The sequence below is a fragment of the Desulfosporosinus acidiphilus SJ4 genome (genome assembly GCF_000255115.2).
GTDB classification, from domain to species: domain Bacteria; phylum Bacillota; class Desulfitobacteriia; order Desulfitobacteriales; family Desulfitobacteriaceae; genus Desulfosporosinus; species Desulfosporosinus acidiphilus.
In genome coordinates, this window is the sequence record NC_018068.1 from 3215623 (window position 1) to 3234288 (window position 18666).

Consider the following 18666-nt stretch of genomic DNA (forward strand, 5'->3'; position numbering starts at 1 on the left):
TCCAAAAACTTAGGATAAATTGTTAAGGAACCGTAAACAGCGTATTTGCTAATTCTTGGGCATTATTGGCTATGAGCGCTCGTTTCATTCTTAAGCAGCTCTCACAGTGTCCGCAAGGCTGCACTCCGTTTTCATAACAACTCCATAGTTTCTCAAAGGGTATGCCGACTCTTAACCCTTCCCGGACTATTTCTGATTTTGAGAAGGTTGCGGTGGGACTGGCAACCTTCACTTTATTCTGAGTAGAATATTTAAAGCATTCATCCATGGCCGCCATAAACTCTATAGAATTATCCGGAAATGTAGCCGCTTCCTCGCGGTTAAAACCGGTAATTATCGTCGCCTCTTCGCCCATATTTTCAGCGAATACAGCAGCTATGTTCATAAATAGGCCATTACGATTCGGCACCCAAACCTGACGGGCACTTTCGAGAGCCTCTCCTTGAAGATCATCGAGTTGTTCATACATTATTTGCGGTAGTTCATGAGAACGATTGACCAAGGCAGTACGCGTTTGCTCCTGCAGAAACGGCAAGGCAACAATTTTATGAGGAATATTATAGTATTTAGCAATCTCGAGTGAGGCTGATAATTCCTTGTCCTTAGCCCTTTGACCATAATCAAAGGTTAGTGCTAAATCAACAGTTGCTTTTTCTAAAAATAGTGCCAAGGACACTGTAGAATCTAAGCCGCCCGATAATAGAACAATGCCGGACAAAGGTCAATCCTCCTTATAAACTGCCCAAGCATCTGGGGCTTCAAATACTTTTACCCAGGCTAAGCGTTTTTCCTCTAAAACGAGACTTCTCTTGAATTCTTTAAATAAAAAGTGGGCTATAAGCTCAGCCGTAGGATTGATTCCTTCAGGTCCAAAAATCGGCAAATCATTGAGCAGGCTATGATCTAACAAATCCAAGGTTTTCTTAATGACCTGTTTAACTTCGCTGAAATCTACCAGCATCCCTAAGTGATCTAGTTTACTGCCTTCGATACACACTACAACATTCCAACGATGTCCATGCAGGTTAGAACACTTTCCTTTATAATTGCGAATAAAATGGGCAGCATCGAAATGCGCCTGAACACATACCTGAAACATAGTTAACTCCTTATTTGACATATTAATCTCTATATTAACATTTTTATTTCCAAAAGAAAACGTACCTCAATTAAAAGAAGAAGGGTTTCCCCTTCTTTTAAGCTAATTTTAAAGCTTTATTATAACAATCAACGGCGGTATCATACTGATTCATCTGATCGTAGACATTTCCCAACAGGGCCCACCCTGCAGAATGATTCGGGTCTATTTCTATAAGTTTATTTAGTGAGTCTATGCACTCTTGCCAATTACCTTTGCGTGTAAGGCATACACTCAGATTATAGAGAATCAGCGGATGGTCGGGACTTAATTCCAAGGCCTTGTTGTAATATTCTGCCGCGCGTCTTGCCTTACCTTGATGAACAAGGGTAAAGGCAAAATTGTTTAGTATAATAGGATCTTGGGGATAAATTTTGATCGCCCGATCGAGAAGGTTTAACGCTTCTTGAGTTTGACCTTGATTTTGATAAACCGCCGCTAAGTTGCTTAAGGAATCGTAATGATCCGGTTCATATTTAAGGGTGAATTTATAATATTGGATTCCCTTTTTTATCTGTCCGGTTTGAATATAACAGTATGCCAACCTTGCCGCCAAATCGGGAGTTCCTCCATAGCGAAGGGCACGGTCAAAGCTATAGCAGGCGTCGGACAATTGCTCTAATTTAAGATGCATTTCCCCTTTTACTTCCCAATATGATGATTCACGCGGTTCGAGCTGACAGCACCCTTGAAAACACCTCAAAGCTTCTTGATATTCTTCGTGGTAGGCATAAATAATACCTAGACGATAATAGATGACTGCATTTTTGGGCTCTGCCCGGCAAGACTTATCAAGTGCTTTGACTCCCTCTTTCCAATCCCCCTGTTCCAAATGACAATCCGCGAGTATTTCCCAGTATCCCCCATTTTGCGGTTTTAATTTAATGGCCTCTTCGATAGCACTTTTAGCTTGGACAATTAAACCTTGCCCAAGATAACAGCGGGCCAAAAGGCTAGAAATTAATGCTGATTCCTCATGTTCCTTTCGGTCTAAGGTTTCCAAATAATCTCTCGCTTCTTGAAAAGCTTGAACTTTAATTAATTGTTCAATCTCGTTACGTTTAAGCTTGCCTCCGCTTTGCTTTAATAAATCTATCCATTCCTGAATCGCCAAATCAGTTTTTCCCATCAAAAAGTGCCATTTTGCTTGCATTGAATTCCATAAATATGTTTTTTTAAGGGATGGCCTTTTTTGTTTGACGTTTGAGGCCAAAGGAACACCCATAGTCTCATCCCCTTTATTCATTTACTTATTTTTCCATTTTTATCATTCTCCTTTTTTTCCTTTTCTCCTCCAGCCAAACTCAAGAATCGAACGTCAAATGGTTTGCGGATACGCGCTTATTCATTAGGCTGGGCTACTATTTCCTTTGCACTCGTCAGATTTCTTTAAATCGTCTTTAAATTATGCCATTATAAGTTATTAATTCTCATAAAAAAATAATTTTAGCTAAGCAGGCACTTATACTTGAGAGCGAAGACACTGTCTGCGCACGAATTAGCTTTTCTTGCAGTATACAACCAGAGGTTATACTTTCTAATAGTATAAAAAAAAGCGTGCTGCCGCATGCGTTCAGAAAAATAATTATCCGCAGTTCGCAATTGATATACCTTCTTAGACAATGAAAAAGGACTTGGTATAAACCAAGCCCAAAAAGTTAAAGGACGCATTATTGCGTCCCGTCACAGTTTGAACAGTAGCCATAAAATTTTAAATCATGGTCTGAAACTTTAAAATGGTTTCGCTTCATAATCACTGCTTCCAACGACTCTAACAAATCATCATCAAACTCTGAAACATTCCCACACTTTAAGCATATGAGATGATGATGGTGATGGTGTTCATCCTTACGGCTAAACTCATAACGGGTTCGCCCATCTCCAAAATCGTTCTTTATCAAAACTCCAATGTCCGCCAGTATGTCTAAAGTCCGATAGACCGTCGCTAAACCAATTTCCGGATTTTCGTTTTTAACAAGCATGTACACTTCTTCAGCGCTTAAATGACGATCAACATGTTCAACGAACATATGTAAAATTGTTTGTCTCTGAGGAGTCACCTTATAGGAGTGATTACGCAATAGGTTGCAAATATTTTCAAAGGCCCCCATATTCTCCATCCACGTCCCTCCTATATATTTCCTATTATAATGTAAAGTTTTTGCTTTGCAAAGAGGTTTCAATCATTATTCGCGATTAAACACCTCAAAAATAGCAAATTTCAAATAATCCGTCTCCTCACTTCCTAAAAGAACCGGATGATCTTTACCTGCGCGGCGAAATTCTACTAAACGCAAGATCTTATGGGCATCCCTTGCAGCTTCCTCCAGCATTGTTTGAAAGCGAAAGGAACTTAAGTGATAGGAGCATGAAGCTGTAACCAAAATTCCGCCATCTTTAACCAGTTTCATACCTTGAAGGTTAATCTCTTTATAGCCGCGAAGCGCACCCTCCAAGGCTTGTCGACTCTTAGCAAAAGCTGGAGGATCTAAAATCACGACATCCCAGCAATTTTTTTCCTTAACTTGTTGCCTTAAAAAATCAAAAGCATTGGCCGCGACAAAATCAGTTCGATGAAGAAATCCATTAAGCAAGGCATTTCTTCTGGCCATTTCAATGGCTTTTTCAGAGATATCGACACAAGTTACCTTTTTGGCTCCATACATGCAGGCATGCAGCATAAATGAACCGGTATGCGAAAAGCAGTCTAACACCTCAGCTCCATCCCAAAATGGATTTTTGATTTCTTTGCCTTTTTTATCCCTGGGACATCCGTCTGAGTCCCTATAAATTCCGTGACTCTCGCCCCATCCAGTCATTATTGGTTTTAATGAGGCTCTATTCTCACGTTGATCAAAGAAATATCCGGTTTTCTGTCCTTCGGCGACATCTACTGTAATCTTTAATTCATTTTCGCGAAGGGTTACTTGGGTATCAAAAGGCATATCCACAAAACCAACCCGTTCCTCCAAGCCTTCTAAACGCCGAACAGAGACATCACTTCGTTCATAAATCCCCCGCGGGTTGAAAATCCTCTTTAATGCCTTAAAAATCCATTGGCGCCGTACTTCCATACCTAAGGCCAGTATTTGAACTACCAGAACATCTTCATATTTATCTATAATTAAACCGGGTAAAAAGTCTGCTTCGCCATGAACCACCCGACAAGAGGATATTTCAGGCAAAAGCCATTGTCTTCGCCTCCACGCCTTCCGTATTTTTTCCAAAAAAACTTCTTCATCAATAATAGTCTCAGAATAAGAAAGTACTCGAATCATTAATTGAGACACGGGATTATAAAATCCTTGGGCCAGGAAATGTCCGTCGTGATTTAAAATATGTACAATATCTCCCCCCGAAGGCTCTCCTTCGACTCTGTCAATTTCCCCGGGATAAACCCAGGGATGCCCCTGTTCAAGCCTCCGTTTGCGATTTTTTATAAGAAATACTCGCGGTATCGACATAATGATTCCCTCTCCTTCGAAAATAATAATAAGTTCATATCTTAAAAATATACCGTGAAATCGAAAGAAAGGAAAGTTTTATTCACTTTCCTTTCTTTTTGAACGTTATTCTGTTAGAACTTCCGAAAAGAGTAACATTTCCAATACCTTTTTAAGAGAAACGATCTCTGAGAACCTCAACAACTTCTTCCGCACTCCGACCAGAGGCATTAATCACCGGCAGTTTAAGCGGCCACTCAGGCGATAAGTTATTGGTTCCGTCACCTTTGACAACGACCGCCTGAATATTATACAATGCCTTTCCTTCTAAAGGAGTGGTTTTAAATCCCGAAGCATGTAATGCTTGAGTGACATTAGTAAGCCCATCTTCAACTGCTATTAATTTATACATTTTTTTCACCTCTCCTCGAATTAAGTTTAGTTTTCCACCGATAAGTCATCTTATCCAGAGATAAATTTCCTTAAAAAGTATAGTTTTCTTTAAATAAACGCTGATAATCTATGGATAATTTCTCATTTTGTATTTGTACCTGTGGCGTTAGACAGGGAAAAATCCCTTCCACTGAACAAGTTAAAAAGCCTTTCGTTTCTACCGTTAAATGGATCGTATTTTTTTGCGGCGGGGTTCTTTGGATAATCAAAGAATATTTACCTAAAGGCTGCTGTACTCCTTTGAGTTGTATTTTTTTCGGCAATTTCGACATAGGTAAGAATTCATCTGTTTTGACTTCGAAGGGCTGATCACTTTCTAAGTCCAGTTTAACGATGTAAGGTTCTTGAAGATAGTTTAGTTTAAGAGAAACATCCAGGATTCTTTGAGCATCTAAATTCTTTTCCTCCACCGAAGCCGTAACACTTAAAGGAGGTTTATTATTCTGGAGAGGCACATCCACACTTTTTCCTCCTTTACCGCCTAAATCTTTAATTAAATAACTCGGTAAAGGTTCATCCGAAAAAATATGAATTTTCCCTTCCTTTTCTCCTGACCATTCCTCGCTAACCGTTACCGCTTGAGGATACTTTGGGGTAAAGGATGGCACTAAGCCTAGACACAGCACCAACAGCCCCATCCCAATCAGGGCCGGCATTCTCAAGTGCGGTAAACTTTTCTTGGCAAGAGCAGATTTTATCAGACCAATATAACAGCAAGCCAGCAAAAAAGGAACTAACAGCAAAGCATAGATCGCTAGGAAAATTGCAGGATATTTATAAATGGCCTCACAAAAATTTAGCCATTGCTCAGAATTTAGAAGCTCATAATGTATCGAATAGAGAAAATAGGGACCTATTACGAGTAATAAGATATTAGGAAAATAATACAGGAGGTCCAAACATAGAAGCCAAAAAACAAAGGGAAAGGCAAGGTCGATGCGTATTAGGGCCAAACTTAAGCTCAGGATCAAGAGTAAAATTCCGGCGGTTAACCAGTAAAGCCACGGTTCACGGCTGATTGGGAGCTTATGGAGCCAACTGGCAAGAAAGAAAATCAGACAGATCGTGATACCCCCGCGAGCGATAAGATACCATTCCGGATGAGCGTAGTAAATCATTTGTTGATGCTTTATGATTTGCCAAAGAATTTCCCCGCACCCGCTAAACCCTACAATGATTATGCTAAGAAGTAAAATAACTCCATAACTTGATAAAATCTTTTTCCAACTTAATTTATTCTTGCTATTTTTTAATAATCTGTAAACAATAATGACCGTTAAAAGTAAAACCGCGATGATACAACCTCTTAACATAGAGCTGGGCAATACTAATACATAGCTTCCAAGTTGAAATGAAAGATATAACTCATCCCAAATCTGAGGCCCTAGCTTATTTAATTTTACTTCATGCACTAAGGAATGGACAAAGTCACCTTCAGTTTGCATCGTTTCTAAAGTTACATGATCTAAACGGTCTTCAGGCCTGTGAAAGTAACCGGCAGGCCTCCCGTAGATACCTAACCCCAGGGCTGGGATACCCTGATCCAAAAATGGGCTAAAATCACTAGAACCACCTTGAGTGCTTTCACGAGTCATTATGGTAAAATCCCGGCTGAGGTGATAGGGAATATGGCTTTTTCTAGCTAAAGCGGAGACTTGTTTAATCAACTCTGGCGGTGCAGATTTTTTACCTGCACCATCAATTTCCAGGGGAGTTCCCACCATATCAACATTGAGCATCCATTGAACAGCCGATAAATCAGCTTGTGAAATATAGTAATTTGAACCAACAAGGCCATTTTCTTCCGCGCCAAAAAAAACCAGTTGATAGGTCTTCTGGTGCGGCTCCTTACTTAAAACACGAGCCAGTTCAAGCAGCACACCTACTCCTGAGGCATTATCAACGGCACCGGGAACGTTCATAGTTGCAGTATCGTAATGAGCTCCAAGAACGATAGTATCCGGAAGAGTTCCCGGCAGCTCAGCAATAATATTTTGACTATTAACCAATTCAACACATTGTTTCGGGTCATTGAGGGAAGCATTGTGAAAGATCACTTTACTGAAAGGCTGCTCTCGTACCTTCCAGCCATTTTGTGATAAAACATAAGCAATATACTGTGCCGCCCTTAACTCCCCTTTACTTCCTGCCGGGCGAGGGCCAATTTTCTCAGCGAGATATTTAACATGGTCAAAAGCCAAGGTCGCCGAAAAATCCGAGCCTGACCCTTGGGAAGGCGAAACAGCTTCAGTCTTAGAATGAGCAAATCCTATTGTGATCAGAACGCCGAAAATAATTGCCATGATTATACGCCAACGAGTCTTTATCACCCTCATAACCCCATGCCCTTTCAAAGTGTTTAATCTCACCCTGCCAATTCTTATGAAAAACTTCTTAGGGTTATGCCTTTCCAATCTTTTAACCTTTTGGACACATATGTTATAATGTAGACAAATTTTGACCTCAGGAGACGTTAGTATGCCTAAGCGAAGTTTCAACTTAGTTACTATAATTCTTATGCTCTTAGCCTGTCTTTTATTTTTAAGCGGCTGTACATTTAAGGTTCCTAAAATTTTTGGTAAAAAGCCTCCTATTTCCAACCTTTCTGCGGATGCACTCCTCATAGATAAAGACGCAATCTATAATCGCACATTAAGTCTAATTCAATCCGCACAATCTTCAATTTTTGTTGAACAGTCAGAGTTTGACGACCCTAAGCTTATTAATCTTTTGCTCGCAAAATCCCGTTCAGGTGTTAGCGTCCACATTCTCTTAGATCAATGGCAAAAAAGAAACTGGCCTACTCTAGACCAATTGAAAAGCGAAAATGTATCGATTCAATATTATCCTGCTCAAAAAGGACAAAGCGACCATACTAAATGGTTAATTGTTGACCAAACAAAAGCAATTATTTACGGACCTACGTGGACAAGCGAGGGATTCCAAGCCCATGATTTGGCAGTAGAACTTTCCGGAAGTTCTGCCTGGAAAGCAGCCGCTCTCTTCTCTAAGGACTGGGAATTTACAACAACATTTCCCTTGGATGTGACAAAGACACAACCTACAACCCTCCCCAACGATAATATTACATTAGCTGTTAATGCAAATGTGAAACAACAAATTATAGAGTACATCTCCTCCAGCACGAAAACCATTTGGCTAGAAAATACAGAAATTACCGAGCCAGATATAGTTCAGGCCTTACTTGATGCTGCAGGAAAAGGACGTGATATCCGTCTAATTCTTGACCCCAGTGTAGCTGGTAAAACACCGGTAACTCTAGAAAAATTAAAAACTGGCGGGATATCCATACGTTATTCTTCAAGTCAGACGCCTCTCGGTCTTCATCTGGCAATATTTGATCAAAACTCCTTCCTGCTGAGCAGCTCTGAATGGACCCGTTATACCTTTCTTGCAGATCATGAGTTTTCCATTACGGTCCCATCTCCTACAGCCTCCTCAAAATTAGACCAAATGTTTCAAGAGGATTGGAAAAACAGCAAACCCTAGTTCATAATAAAATGGACTGTGCCAAAACTTGTTTGCCCCCGCATTGCATTCCCACTTTTGCTTCCCTAATCACTAAAGAAAGGCGTCGTCATTCCACTATATTAGTGAAATGATAACGCCTTTGGCTAGTTTGCCCCACTTTTGGTTTTCCGAGATAAGTTTTTACGCAACCCCTTTTCAATAGAAATTTATAGGGTTAATAATCCTCTTCTCCCAAATGTCTACAATCGCCGACGAGCTTAGGTGTCCACACTCCGCCTTCGACTTCGAAAATATTTAAGGCAGTGTTGTTCTGCCACGGTGTTTTGGCCCAGTCATGAAGTTCAAAGCCTAAGGCTTTAGTTACTAATAGTTTTAGGGTTAACCCGTGAGTTACCACACAAACGGTCTCCCCTTGATGGTCTTCAAGAATTCTTTGCATAAAATCCCAAGAACGGGAGAGCACCATCTCCATATTTTCTCCGCCAGGAGTGGTGATTAAATGTGGAGACAAATCCCATATTTTAAAAATATCCGGATAGGCTTCCCGCAGTTCTCCCCAGACATTCCCTTCCCATTCTCCAAATGAAAACTCTCGCAAAGCTGGATTTATGATGAGTTGGCCCAAGCCGATTTCGCGCCGAATCTCTTCTGCCGTCCCACGAGCTCTGGGAGCGTCGCTGGAATAAATATATTGGATACCCTCGTCCTTAAGCCTAAGGGCCAAAGAACGAGCCTGAATCAAGCCTTTTTCGGTAAGCGGGGAATCTAAACGTCCTTGTACACGTCCTTCGGTATTCCATACAGTTTGACCATGGCGGGTTAGAATTATTTTTATCATACATACACCCCTTAACCTTAACTAGCAACAACCATTTGGTGAAGTATATCATTGGCCATATTCCAAAAACACTGATATGTATGGGGTAGTTTGGTGGTTTGATATTTAAATATTCAGAATATAACAAAGGGTAGGAACTTCTCCCTACCCTTGCCCAACTTGCCGTAAGATTTCAGGTTTCTGACCCCGCTTTCGCAGGTGGGCACTTAGTCTAAGCTTTCCAACTTCCCTAGTTCCGAAAGGAAAAGGGCATGTTGTACTAACTTAGCATTTAGTTCCCGTGTCATTAATAGGATCAAAACCATGAAAGTCTCTACGCACAAGTCAGGTTATGTTTGTATTATATCACCAAAGTATAAAAAAATCTCTAGCAAATGCTTGGAAATTATCGTTTTCGAAGTTTATCCTCAATTTCCGCCAAACGATCCTGCAATAAGGCAATAGACATTTCTTGATTGCGTACACGCCGGCGAAGGTGATCTACTAGCTGGAGAAGTTCTTGGACATTTTCGTTCATGGTATCTTTACTCTGTTGCTCATATTCATTTATTTCTTCATTAGTTTTTTCATTTTCTTCGGGAGAAGATTCCATAGTCCCTTCAATGGTCTGTGACGTGAGAAGATATTTAAAACGAGCATATCGAGAGTTTCTGCCCGGCTGTACATCAAGGACGCCATCTTCGGCCAAGGCCTGAATGGCACGCTTTAAGGTAACACTGGCAGCTCCCGTTTCTCTCTGAATATCTGAATATGCTAATTCAAAGTCTTGTCCTTGATACATATTAGAAATTTTTTCAAAAAAATCTACAAACTTCCGATGAGTTTTTTCCTTTAATCTCAAAGCTAGTCCATCCTTCCACACATTTATTAAAAAACACTAAAGAATAATTTATATTATAGCAAATTTTAAATAAAAAGCTATAACTAAGAATTGATTTTAATATTAAGTTTCAATACATTTTTGCAATAAACTATTTATCTCCATAAAGTTTTTGAATTACTGCGTCTGATAAACCAAAAGTATGTTCCTCGGCAGGAAACTTGCATTCTTTAACTTCTTTATGAAAGGATTGAACCGCCCGTACGACCTCTTGGCCTAATTGAGCATATTGTTTCACAAACTTCGGTTTGAAACGTTCAAATAATCCAAGAATGTCATGATAAACCAATACCTGCCCGTCACAATCTAAGCCCGCACCAATTCCTATAGTTGGAATTTTAAGACTCGTGGTAATTCTCTCCGCGACTTGTCTCGGAACTGCTTCAATAACGATTATAAAAGCTCCCGCTTCTTCGATAGCCTTAGCATCATGGATTAATTGCCGGGCACTTTCCAAATCTCTTCCTTGAACTTTAAATCCTCCCATTTGACCGGCCGTTTGAGGAGTCAGTCCAATATGTCCAACCACCGGGATTCCGGCTCCGGTAAGAGCCTGAACAATAGGAGAAACATGAGTTCCCCCTTCAAGTTTAACCGCATCTGCTCCTCCTTCTTTTATGAGTCTGCCGGCGTTTAATAAGGCAAGTTCCGATGAGGTGTAGCTTAAAAAAGGCATATCGGCAATCACAAAGGTTTGAGGTGCACCGCGTCGTACAGCTTTCGTGTGATGGAGCATTTCCTCCATTGTCACTGGAACCGTAGAATCATACCCTAATACAACCATGCCTAAAGAATCTCCAACGAGGATGGTATCAACTCCTGCTTCTTCGACCAATTTTGCAGATGGATAATCATAAGCAGTGAGCATACTAATTTTTTCTCCTGCTTGTTTCATCGTTTCAAAGTCCGGAATCAATTTTTTCATAACCTGTTCCTCCATAAATATTTTTGTTTTAATGTTTGGGGTGTTGTCATACTCCGAGAAAATAAGGCATAGGTAGTTAACAATTAAAGGAGGGATACCATGACAAAATCCTTTCAGTTGACCCTGATTTTAAAAGGAATTCTTTTAGCGACCGTATTAGCCTTATTATTGTCCGTAGTTTTCGGCATTGTACTTTCCTACACATCGGTTCCAGAGTCCGAGCTGTTCCTCAATATTATCTTTGGTCTCAGTGTTTTTGTGGCATCTCTTATGACCGCACATCAAGCAGGTACAAAAGGTCTATACTATGGGCTGTCAATTGGACTGGGCTTTTCTCTTGTGGTGCTTGTTCTATCCGCGGTTTTGTGGCCGGAGGCTCCTTCATGGCTCAGAATAGGAGAAAAAGCCATTATAGCCCTGGTATCGGGTGGGATAGGTGGAATAATCGGAGTGCTTATCCCTAACAGCTAGATCATAACAGCCTGGAAATATTTTGTAAAACATTCTTTTCACATTTTTTATGTTTTACTGTTCAAAGATGGTCCGGAGATGAGAAAAAGAGAGGGAAATCCTAATTAAGCGATTTCCCTCTAATTTCTATTTGTATTTGAAAATTCCTGCAATTACACGTCATTTATTGAACCTGTAAACCCTTTTCATTTGTTCCCTTAAGTTATACAATATCCTCATAGCGGTTGAAAGGGGAACAAAACCATGTGTGTAGAAAAAACTCCTTGGGAACAGGTGATAGATTTTCATGGCCATACGTGTCCGGAAATAGCCTTAGGTTATAGAGTTGCCCAAATTGCTATGCGTGAATTGGGTATCAAACCGACGCCCAGCGCTGAACTTAAAGTAACGGCCCAGACCCATTCTTGTGCTTTAGATGCTTTTCAAGTATTGAATCATGCTACCTATGGCCGAGGAGCACTAATCGTTGAAGAGCAAGGACAACACAACTATATGTTTGAATACACCGGTACCACTGTTCGGGTGTTCATCACCATAAACCCTGAAATTCTTGATCATCTGGTCATTCCAAAAGATTTGAGCTCCCGTCGTGAAGTGCAAAATGCAACATTGGAAGCAATACAGTTTCTACTAAGCTCCGAAGAGAGCATGTTTTGTTCAATCCAAAAAGAATAACGATCTTATTCCATGGGATCTTGTGGAACAACATCTGCGTCTTTAGGCTGACGGTCTTTCCAAATCCTCCAAGCCAACAGGACCAAAGAGATTATAACCGCCACCGAACTGCTCCATTGTGCTGCTGTCCAATGGAACAAGAACCTTGGGCTGTCACCTCTCAATCCTTCCAGGAAGAACCTTGAGGTATTATACAATACTAAATACAGTAAGAAAATCGTCCCTGAAGGCCATTTTCTTAGTTTCAAGATAACGAGAAGCGCAAAGATAATAACATCGACTTGCCCCTCCCAAACCTCTGCCGGCCAGAGAGGTTGATTTCCAAAAGTGTCACGGGCGATCGTCCCAACCGGGTAGAGAATTCCAAAGTTTCCACCCGTTGGCCCTCCAAAGGCATCGCCATTCATAAGATTAGCATCCCTGCCGATGGATTGGGCAAGCATCAATCCAGGAGCTGCTAAATCAGCGAGTTCCCAAAAGGGCAGTTTTTTACGCCAAACAAAGATTCCTCCACCAATTAAGGCCCCTACAACCCCGCCTTGAATAGAAAGTCCTCCATGCCATATTGCAATAATTTCTCCTGGATATTTGCTGTAAAAGGACCAATCGAAAAAAAACACCTGCCAGATCCGAGCCCCCAATAAACCCGCAAGGAGTAAAATTGGTGCTAAATCAAGCATGGTCTCCATATAGTCTTCTCGTTTTTCAGCTTTGGCAAAGTATAGTGTAACTCCCACTCCAAGAACAAATGCCAGTGCAAAAAGCGTGCCGTAAGCACGTACCGGGAAATTTCCGATAAAAAACCAGAACTGATGCATTATTGCTTCCTCCACTCAACTATGTACCTATTTCATAAGTTTCCCTGTATTATAGCCAAACATCGTTTAATAATATTCTTTTTGAAGCACTTAGCCAACCCAAACTGCAAGATCATGCGTAATAAGTCGCAGTGTGACGATAAGCTCGTCCGCTTATCGTCAGCCAGAGGTCTCTTTCCATTGTCCCGATAGTCTCCGATAGAGTATCGCACTTGTGGATGTATAAAAAATAATGACAGATCCGATACTAGTTATCGGATCTGTTTTGGCTTATAAGCTATTTAGTTTAGAAAAGAAACGGTTATATCCATTGGAATCCGGTATTGAAGCTTCTCGTTCTTTTTTTCCCATTGGTTTTTGAACTGTTTGGTAATAGCTTGAATGCTTCTTTTTACCTGTTAAAGCATCTGAATATACAGTAACTACTAAAATAGCAACAGCGATAAGAACTACTAACCATTGAAAAAGCATTATCATTAACACCTCCATCACCATTTTATGGCCTCTGGCTAGATTGTCAAGTATTCTTTTTCCCTAATTTCTTTACTCAAAAATAGCCGTCACTCGGTCACCCGGGTGCAAAACCGTCGTAAACTCAGCCATCTGCCCATTTACACGAAGTTTTAAAGAGGCACCTTTTGGCATCTCGTCAGGAAATTTGACATAGGGCAAGAGATCAGAGAGAATTAGCATCTTCTTATGACCTGTAACTCTCAAATCCATTCCATCTTCGAGCAGGTCACTTTCGGCCACTGGCTTACCGTGAAATGAGATTTCAACATTCTGGGCAGGATACTCAATTTCTTCTCCATTGACAGTAAAAATAAGGGGCCTTGGCTGAAGGTTTAACTGCCCCACTGTTTTCTGTTCCAGGCGAACTTCAACAATGTCTCCCTCATGAATCGGACAGTTGTCCTTGATAGAGCAGCCATTGACTAACATCTGCCGTTTGAGAATAATCGTTTGAAATTCTCCATTAATTTTAATCGTTAACGTCTCTTGGGCAGGAATTTGCTCATTTTGCAGGCTTTTTTGATCTAATAAATCTTGCAGGTCTTCATTAGAAATATACGTCAACTTATAGCCATCACGGATTTTGTCGCTGAAGTTTAAGAGAGTGCCGTCCAGAAAAACTTGGGGAAAATAATCTTCCCGCCTCCCATTCCAGGAAATCAATTTATGTTCAGAGGGGGGAAGGATTTCGCCAATCGTAACCTCAGCATCTTCACCGGGAATGCCGGGTATAAACTCAATAATGTCTCCTTGATTCAGGGTTTGATCAAATCGACCTGGTTGAGAGTTCACACTCAATTGAGCGGGACGACCCATTGTTCCCTTGATCATTCGCATTTCGTGATTCCATTCATAGGTAAAAGCAGCCCCCGGTTTTCCTACAAAGGAACGAGGAGATATGCCTGCGGCAAGCAAGGCCTCTGCTACCGTCGTTAATTGTATTTCAAAGATCGGTATCGGCATTTGATTGACAGTTACCGTATAGTACTGAAGTCCTGTCTCTTCTAGTGCGGAAATTCCAATTCCCATGGGAGTAATGCTCTCAGGCCCCTTAAGACTTTTTTCTCCGTAAATATCCGTTAAGCGTTCGCGAACTTGAACCCCTACCCGTTTTTGAGCAATATCCAAAAGCTCGGATAACATTTGAGGAAGCAGAGGAGTTAAACTTCCTCCCCCAATAAGTATGACTCCTTGCGGTACCTTTTGATTAAGTTTAATAATCTCTTGGGCAATATTTTGGGCAAGTCTGCGAACAACAGGTTCAATGACAGATAATACGTCATCTTTGGAAACAACCACCTTAGTTCCTAAAAAATCCGAAAACTTCAGTTGGGATTTAATATTTATTTCCCGCTTAATTTTTTCACCCACTTGGAAATCAAGAAGGAAATGCTCGCAAATCGCTTCTGTCACCTCATCCCCTGCCATGGGCACCATTCCATAGGCAAAGAAGGATCCCTCTCGCGTCAGAGCAATATCTGCCGTACCAGCTCCCACATCAACAAGTGCCAGGTTAAGTCGCCGCATGTTCTGAGGTATCGCTGCTTGCCCAGCCGCAATAGGTTCTAAGGTTAGACTGGTCATTTCTAAGCCAACTTTGCTCAGAACAGATATTAAGCCGTCAACTACTGTTCTGGGGAGAAATGTTGCTATCACCTTGACTTGAGCGCGTTTTCCTCTCTGGCCTATGAGATTAGAAATTTCCTCTCCTTCATTCCAGCTGGCGATAGTGCTATAACCAACACAATGATATTGTTCTGAGTCATCTTCTGCGGATGATTTAAGTTGTCGCAGAGCTTTATGAACGGCTTCTAATTCCAGAGCCAAGATAGTTTCTCGTTCCCACCGGACAGGCAGCAACTCCGTATATTCCGCAGCAGCGACTTCCGTCCGCAGAGCCCTGCCTGCCGCAGCAACGGCGACATGTTTTAAACTGACCTCCAGCTTTTTTTCTAAAGTCTCTTTAACAGCGGTTACAGCCCGTGCCACTTCGTTGACATCATGGACCTGCCCGTCATACATAGCACGTTGACGGTGTTCGGTTGAGGCACTGGCTAAAATTTCATACCCGTGATCTTTGTGTTTCGTCATCACCAATCCCATGACCATACGGGTTCCAATGTCCAAGGCAAAAATTGGTTCCATTGTTTCACCTCTTTTGGGATAAATTCGACCTTTCTTGAGAAAATCCTTCCGAAAATAGACATAATAAAACCTCCACATATCCTGGGATAGGTGAAGGTTAAGGGGAGTTAGTTGATTACTCTAAAAGATGCCTTTCTTGACCAAACTCTTTGATTGCTTGCTTTTTGGCCTCATAGCCTGCACGCCCCATTAAACCATAGGTTCCGTTTTTACCTTCCTCAACCCCCGGCTGGTCAAAGGCGTTAATATTGAACAATTCGCCCATATAGGCTGTCTCCCATTCCAAAAGGAGGAGCAATTGGCCAATATTGAAAGGAGTTAATGCTGAGAGAATAATTTTTTGATGTTGGCGTCCAGCTAAGGTTAAAGCATATTCCGTAGCTTTTTGCTCAGCAAATAAAAGTTCCTCTAACGTTTTCCCTCCCAAAAATTGAATGTCTTCCGGCAGCGCTGAATCCACGGGAATTCCTTGAGTATCTTTAAATTCTTCCAGAGTTAAAAAGGTGATCACTTTGTCATCGGGTCCCTCAGCATATAATTGCACCTGAGAATGCTGATCTGTCACACCAAGGGCTTTCACAGGCGTTTGCCCCAAAGAAACCGCCTTGCCTGTCCGGTCATAACGTTTCCCCAAACTCTCAGCCCACAATTGAGCATACCAATCAGCCATTGTCTTCAAACCATCCACATAGGGCATAAACACTGAGATCTTTTTTCCCTTTTGCCAGGACAAATAAGATAAGGCTGACTTCAATTGTGCCGGATTAGCAAAGACTCCTTTCGTCTCTCTGATCCGCCGATCCATCTCAAGAGCTCCCGCTAAAAGTTGTTCCACATCAATTCCACAAATTGCCGCTGCCAGTAAGCCAACGGGAGTCAATTCGGAAAAGCGTCCTCCAATTCCCGAGGGAATAACAAACCGTTTAAATCCTTCCTTGAGAGCAATCGGTAAAAGGTTGCCCTTTTGTTGATCTGTTGTAACCACAATATGATCAGCATAGCTTTCTCCGCAGAAATGGCGCAAGTAATCTCGTACAATAAGAAACTGGGCCATTGTTTCCGAGGTGTTTCCTGATTTGGAAATAACATTATAAAGAGTTTTTCGGGGATCGAGAACTTGCCCCAACTCCTTAAAGCGTACCGGATCTATATTATCCAATACATAAAATCGCGGCCGGTTTGATCGTTGATCTGGAAGCAATTCGTTGTAATAATAGTGATTTAAGGCTTGCTGCACCGCTAAAGGTCCAAGGGCTGACCCGCCGATACCAAGCACCACAAAATTCTCGAATTTTGCAGCAACTTCGTCGGCATAGGCGCATAATTCGGGAAGCTGAGCCAGCATCTCTGGCAAAAGCAGCGAGAAGTCCAGTTTTCCTGAATCTCTGAGGGCGTGTAAATTAGTCTGGGCCTCGTCTAATTTAGATTGCAGCCCTAGTAAATCTTCTTTAGCAAAGCCCTTGGAGTTTTGCTCCGAAACCATCATCCCCGTATAATCTATAATTAGCTTAGATGTTTCCATCGGAATCATAAAACCTCATCTCTCCAGTAAAATTTAAGCATTGGTTAAATTGACAACTCATTGGCTAAATCATAAAGTTCGCGATTTAAGGGGCGCCGTGTGCCATAAGCATCGTCGAGAGGACGGGAAATTACCGTTTGATTAATATAGGCTGTCATACGATTTGTCTCTTGATCTAAAAGGCTCTGGACTGCCTTTCCTCCCATGGCCGCAGCAATCACGGCGTCAAGTGCACTGGGATTTCCTCCGCGCTGCAAGTGACCAAGAACTGTGATCCGGGTCTCAAACCCTGAGCGGGCCCGCAATTCTTCACCAACTTTGAAAGCACTGCCAACCCCTTCTGAAACAAGGATAATACTATGATTTTTCCCCCGCTGGTGACCCCTTTTTAATTTATTGCTGATTTCATCTAAATCATAAGGGATCTCAGGCACTAAAATGGACTCTGCACCACAAGCCAACCCTGCCTGTAAAGCAATATTCCCGCAATTTCTGCCCATAACCTCTACGATAAATGTCCGATCGTGGGAAGAAGCCGTATCGCGAATTTTACTTACGGCATCAACCACGGTATTAACTGCGGTATCAAACCCAATCGTTAAATCCGTTCCGGCAATATCATTATCGATGGTACCCGGAATTCCGATAATCCGAACTCCTTGAGCAGCTAGAGTCTGTGCACCTCTAAAGGAACCATCTCCGCCTATAACAACTAGAGCATCGATCTGGCGTTTTTGGAGTTGCTCAAAAGCCTTTTTCTGTCCCGCCGGAGTTTTCATTTCTTCCGAGCGGGCAGTTTTTAGGACAGTTCCTCCCCTTAGTACGATATCAGCAACAGAACCTATACTCATTTCTTGTAGTTCTCCATGAATGAGTCCTTCATAACCTCGATGAATACCGAAAATTGTTAAGCCATGAAAAATCCCTTTACGAACAACTGCCCGTACAGCTGCATTCATGCCTGGGGCATCTCCTCCGCTTGTAAGTACCCCGATCCTCTGAATCTCCCCTGCCATCGGATCACTCCTCGTATAATTAATTTAGTTCCTGCCCCACGAGTCCAAAAAACTAATGGAACGTGGGGTATTTAAATGACCAAAGAAAACTGGAAATTCAGTTGGTTGGTCATCATCAACAAGATGCGCGCAGAATAACGCATACCCCATGCAGTCGTCGTGCCTGTGGGCAGTGTGGACAAGTCAACCCCAAAGCACACTTCAAATTCGACTTGTCCAAAGCCTGAGGGAAAGCTCTTTTAAGATAGACCCATAAGGGCTTTTCCATAGGCTGGCACTGTCCACAGGCTCAGGATAAGGAATACCTGAGTAATGATTCCTTAAGTCGTTCTTTGAC

The 18666-nt window shown here is 41.7% G+C and carries 18 protein-coding genes and 1 other RNA gene; 3 read left to right on the forward strand and 16 right to left on the reverse strand.

Features of this window, described 5'->3' with window-relative positions; genetic code table 11:
* Positions 1 to 22: 22 nt before the first annotated feature.
* The 7 genes from queC to DESACI_RS14635 all read right to left on the reverse strand — a co-directional run bounded on the left by queC (position 23) and on the right by DESACI_RS14635 (position 7370).
* Positions 23 to 718, reverse strand: a complete 696-nt coding sequence (queC, locus tag DESACI_RS14605) for a 7-cyano-7-deazaguanine synthase QueC (protein WP_014827969.1) — start codon at positions 716 to 718, stop codon at positions 23 to 25.
* Between the two features lie 3 nt (positions 719 to 721).
* Positions 722 to 1099 carry a 6-carboxytetrahydropterin synthase QueD gene (gene queD, locus DESACI_RS14610; RefSeq protein WP_014827970.1) on the reverse strand — a complete coding sequence of 126 codons (378 nt, stop codon included), beginning with the start codon at positions 1097 to 1099 and terminating at the stop codon, positions 722 to 724.
* 97 nt (positions 1100 to 1196) lie between these two features.
* Positions 1197 to 2363, reverse strand: a complete 1167-nt coding sequence (locus tag DESACI_RS14615) for a tetratricopeptide repeat protein (RefSeq protein WP_041276095.1) — start codon at positions 2361 to 2363, stop codon at positions 1197 to 1199.
* Between the two features lie 445 nt (positions 2364 to 2808).
* Entirely contained in the window at positions 2809 to 3258 is a 450-nt protein-coding gene (locus DESACI_RS14620; protein ID WP_014827972.1) for a Fur family transcriptional regulator, read from the reverse strand.
* Positions 3259 to 3324: 66 nt separating this feature from the next.
* Complete coding sequence (locus DESACI_RS14625) at positions 3325 to 4602, reverse strand: class I SAM-dependent rRNA methyltransferase (protein WP_014827973.1); 1278 nt, start codon at positions 4600 to 4602, stop codon at positions 3325 to 3327.
* A gap of 151 nt (positions 4603 to 4753) precedes the next feature.
* Positions 4754 to 4993, reverse strand: coding sequence for a YkuS family protein (locus DESACI_RS14630; protein WP_014827974.1), 240 nt, complete (start codon positions 4991 to 4993; stop codon positions 4754 to 4756).
* A 70-nt stretch (positions 4994 to 5063) separates the two neighbouring features.
* Positions 5064 to 7370, reverse strand: coding sequence for a M28 family metallopeptidase (locus tag DESACI_RS14635; RefSeq protein WP_014827975.1), 2307 nt, complete (start codon positions 7368 to 7370; stop codon positions 5064 to 5066).
* Positions 7371 to 7512: 142 nt separating this feature from the next.
* Here DESACI_RS14635 and DESACI_RS14640 point away from each other — a divergent pair, with 142 nt between their 5' ends.
* The gene (locus DESACI_RS14640; RefSeq protein WP_014827976.1) at positions 7513 to 8544 is read left to right on the forward strand and encodes a phospholipase D-like domain-containing protein; all 1032 of its coding nucleotides are present in this window, start codon (positions 7513 to 7515) and stop codon (positions 8542 to 8544) included.
* Positions 8545 to 8740: 196 nt separating this feature from the next.
* Here the strand turns inward: DESACI_RS14640 and DESACI_RS14645 are convergent, their stop codons facing one another.
* From DESACI_RS14645 to panB, 4 genes are all read right to left on the reverse strand, one after another.
* The gene (locus tag DESACI_RS14645) at positions 8741 to 9364 is read right to left on the reverse strand and encodes a histidine phosphatase family protein (protein ID WP_014827977.1); all 624 of its coding nucleotides are present in this window, start codon (positions 9362 to 9364) and stop codon (positions 8741 to 8743) included.
* A 147-nt stretch (positions 9365 to 9511) separates the two neighbouring features.
* A non-coding RNA gene (gene ssrS, locus DESACI_RS23730) (6S RNA) lies at positions 9512 to 9698 on the reverse strand.
* 51 nt (positions 9699 to 9749) lie between these two features.
* Positions 9750 to 10205 carry a hypothetical protein gene (locus DESACI_RS14650; protein ID WP_014827978.1) on the reverse strand — a complete coding sequence of 152 codons (456 nt, stop codon included), beginning with the start codon at positions 10203 to 10205 and terminating at the stop codon, positions 9750 to 9752.
* Between the two features lie 130 nt (positions 10206 to 10335).
* Positions 10336 to 11169 (reverse strand): 3-methyl-2-oxobutanoate hydroxymethyltransferase, encoded by an 834-nt coding sequence (panB, locus tag DESACI_RS14655; protein ID WP_014827979.1) that lies wholly within the window; start codon positions 11167 to 11169, stop codon positions 10336 to 10338.
* Positions 11170 to 11268: 99 nt separating this feature from the next.
* Here panB and DESACI_RS14660 point away from each other — a divergent pair, with 99 nt between their 5' ends.
* Together DESACI_RS14660 and DESACI_RS14665 are read left to right on the forward strand one after the other, a co-directional pair.
* Positions 11269 to 11640 carry a TIGR04086 family membrane protein gene (locus DESACI_RS14660; RefSeq protein WP_014827980.1) on the forward strand — a complete coding sequence of 124 codons (372 nt, stop codon included), beginning with the start codon at positions 11269 to 11271 and terminating at the stop codon, positions 11638 to 11640.
* 243 nt (positions 11641 to 11883) lie between these two features.
* Positions 11884 to 12315 carry a formylmethanofuran dehydrogenase subunit E family protein gene (locus tag DESACI_RS14665; RefSeq protein WP_014827981.1) on the forward strand — a complete coding sequence of 144 codons (432 nt, stop codon included), beginning with the start codon at positions 11884 to 11886 and terminating at the stop codon, positions 12313 to 12315.
* A 5-nt stretch (positions 12316 to 12320) separates the two neighbouring features.
* Here DESACI_RS14665 and lgt read toward each other — a convergent pair whose 3' ends face one another.
* From lgt to pfkA, 5 genes are all read right to left on the reverse strand, one after another.
* A complete protein-coding gene (gene lgt / locus DESACI_RS14670) occupies positions 12321 to 13133 on the reverse strand; it encodes a prolipoprotein diacylglyceryl transferase (RefSeq protein WP_014827982.1) in 813 nt (270 codons plus the stop codon).
* 270 nt (positions 13134 to 13403) lie between these two features.
* Positions 13404 to 13604, reverse strand: a complete 201-nt coding sequence (locus DESACI_RS14675) for a hypothetical protein (protein WP_041276538.1) — start codon at positions 13602 to 13604, stop codon at positions 13404 to 13406.
* Positions 13605 to 13676: 72 nt separating this feature from the next.
* Positions 13677 to 15791, reverse strand: a complete 2115-nt coding sequence (locus tag DESACI_RS14680) for a cell division protein FtsA (protein ID WP_014827984.1) — start codon at positions 15789 to 15791, stop codon at positions 13677 to 13679.
* A 115-nt stretch (positions 15792 to 15906) separates the two neighbouring features.
* Positions 15907 to 17322: a glucose-6-phosphate isomerase gene (locus tag DESACI_RS14685; RefSeq protein ID WP_014827985.1), complete on the reverse strand. Its 1416-nt coding sequence runs from the start codon at positions 17320 to 17322 to the stop codon at positions 15907 to 15909.
* Between the two features lie 35 nt (positions 17323 to 17357).
* Positions 17358 to 18329: a 6-phosphofructokinase gene (pfkA, locus tag DESACI_RS14690; protein WP_014827986.1), complete on the reverse strand. Its 972-nt coding sequence runs from the start codon at positions 18327 to 18329 to the stop codon at positions 17358 to 17360.
* Between the last annotated feature and the right edge of the window lie 337 nt (positions 18330 to 18666).